Below are 1863 nucleotides of genomic sequence, written 5' to 3'. Positions count from 1 at the left end.
TGGCCACGGCAGCATCACGCAGCCACAGGCTCACATCGTGTCCGCCACGGGCCAGCAGGTGTCCGAGGGCCGTTCCCCAACTGCCGCCTCCGGCCACACAGACGGAAATTTTATCAGCCATACTTTTCCTGCATCTGTCGTTATAGAGAGTTCATTATAAAAAACTGTGGCCGGCTGCCCAAACAAGAGTCCTGCTCAAGGGCCGTGTCTGGTGGTGTCGCCGTCAGGACTGTACGCGCGGCATACTTCATGGCTGGAGCTGTTCCGCCTGAAACACCCTAAAAACCCAGGGCAGATTCCGGCCCGGCAACGGCGGGCAGCGGGGCAGCGTTGCGGGCCGTGCGCGAGGCGGCCGGGCGCTTTTGGTCCCCATCGCCAAAGCAGACCAGGAACATGCCGCTGAAAAGCCGGTCCCGGTAAACTTCCACCCGGAATATTCTGGCCTGTCTGTCCACGGAAAAACGCGGCGAAAAATCTTTGAGGCGCAGTTCCACGCCCGCTTCGTCGGGTTGGCCGTTATCAAAGCCGATGGCGTTGACCCTGTAGCCCTCAAGGGGATGCACCAGCAGGCTGTCCCTGACGTAAACGATCTGCCCGAAGGGGATCAGGGTGTCCTCCCCGTCCACGCGCACCGGGGCTGCCGCAAGGCTGTCGTCCACCTCGCGCCATTCCGGGCGAATGAGGGTGATCATGCGGTTGCCGTAGTGGACGCAGTACTGGCCTTGACCGCCCTTGTCGCAGGGCAGCACCGCCATGATATGCTTGGTAGGCACGGCGCGGGCAGGGGCGCTTTTGGGCAGGGGCAGGTAATTGATGGCCGGGCGGACGTTTTCCAGGGGCAGGAAGACCCGGTTGTCGGCAAAGGAGACGGCCAGATCGTCCTGAAGCGCCTGGCGCACGCCCTGGGGCGTAAGGGCAAACGAGCGGCTGAAGTCCACGCCTGCCTGACGGAAAAAGGATTCCACCATTAAAAGATGGTAATAGGCGCGCAGCTCAACAGAAAATTCCTTGCTGGCCTCAAGGCCGAAGGCCGCCTTGCCCTGCCGCACGGCATAGTAGGAAAGGCTTTTTTCCATTTCGCGGTCGCCCGCCGATGTATTGGTATTGCGCACATGCAGGCGGTGATCAGGGGCCAGAAGCCCGGCATTGGCGGCGGCCACGGCCTCATCGGCCATTGCGCCCAGGGAACTCATGAACGCGCCGGGCAGGCTGGCCTGGTCAATGATGACCGATTGCCCCCAGCGGGCGGGATTGCGCAGTCTGCTTTCGTATTTGTGGCGGTAGTAACCGCTGCCGTCGTGCAGGTTCAGCACCAGAGCCACATCGGGGTGATCAATGAGTTTCTGTATGCGCCGAACAGTAGCGTATTCGGGGTCGCTGTGGTCAAGGCGGGCGAACTTGCGGTTCATGTCACCGTACAGCCCACGCGACCGCTTGATAATACTCGGAAAATTGAGATTGGGTACCACCCACACACTGCCGTTCTCCACCGTATAATGGGTGGTCAGCAGGCTTGCGGCCGAGAAGCCGCCCGGCTCATCACCCTGTATGCCGCCCACCACAAGCACCGTGCGCGGCCCGTTTCCCAGGTGGACAACGGTGAAATCCAGAGGAAAAACATCCTGCGCCCGCGCGGCAGCCGCAAGGCTGAGCAGGGCGCAGCACATGAGCAGGCCGCAAATACATCGCTGCGTCGCGGGCATGCTTCTGTGCCTCTTGCGCGCTTGTGAGAAAGATTTGTATACTTGCATGGCGGTACGGTTCGGGCGCATGATTGTCCGGGCTGTGCTGTCTGTGTTTTTGTGGCCGCAGTGCTGCCGGTCCCCGTTGTTCATGCCGTGCTGCGGCCCGGGGGGACGGCCC

2 protein-coding genes are annotated in these 1863 nt (G+C 61.7%); both read right to left on the bottom strand.

The genetic code is table 11. The features are described 5' to 3' along the window. Positions 1–121 (bottom strand): 2-dehydropantoate 2-reductase N-terminal domain-containing protein (locus V6C16_RS12265; RefSeq protein WP_333543328.1); only part of this gene is annotated, 121 nt, incomplete at its 3' end. 157 nt (positions 122–278) lie between these two features. After that, positions 279–1703, bottom strand: a complete 1425-nt coding sequence (locus V6C16_RS12260; RefSeq protein WP_333543327.1) for a M14 family metallopeptidase — start codon at positions 1701–1703, stop codon at positions 279–281. Positions 1704–1863 lie beyond the last annotated feature (160 nt).

The sequence above is a fragment of the Desulfovibrio sp. 1188_IL3213 genome (genome assembly GCF_036763145.1).
In the GTDB taxonomy this organism is placed as follows: domain Bacteria; phylum Desulfobacterota; class Desulfovibrionia; order Desulfovibrionales; family Desulfovibrionaceae; genus Desulfovibrio.
The sequence above is the reverse complement of the archived record's forward strand: the minus strand, read 5'-3'. Positions and strand labels throughout refer to the sequence as shown.

Excerpts from the sequence above, each read along its gene's own strand:
- V6C16_RS12260 (WP_333543327.1), bottom strand. The coding sequence starts at position 1,703 with ATGCCCGCGACGCAGCGATGTATTTGCGGCCTGCTCATGTGCTGCGCC.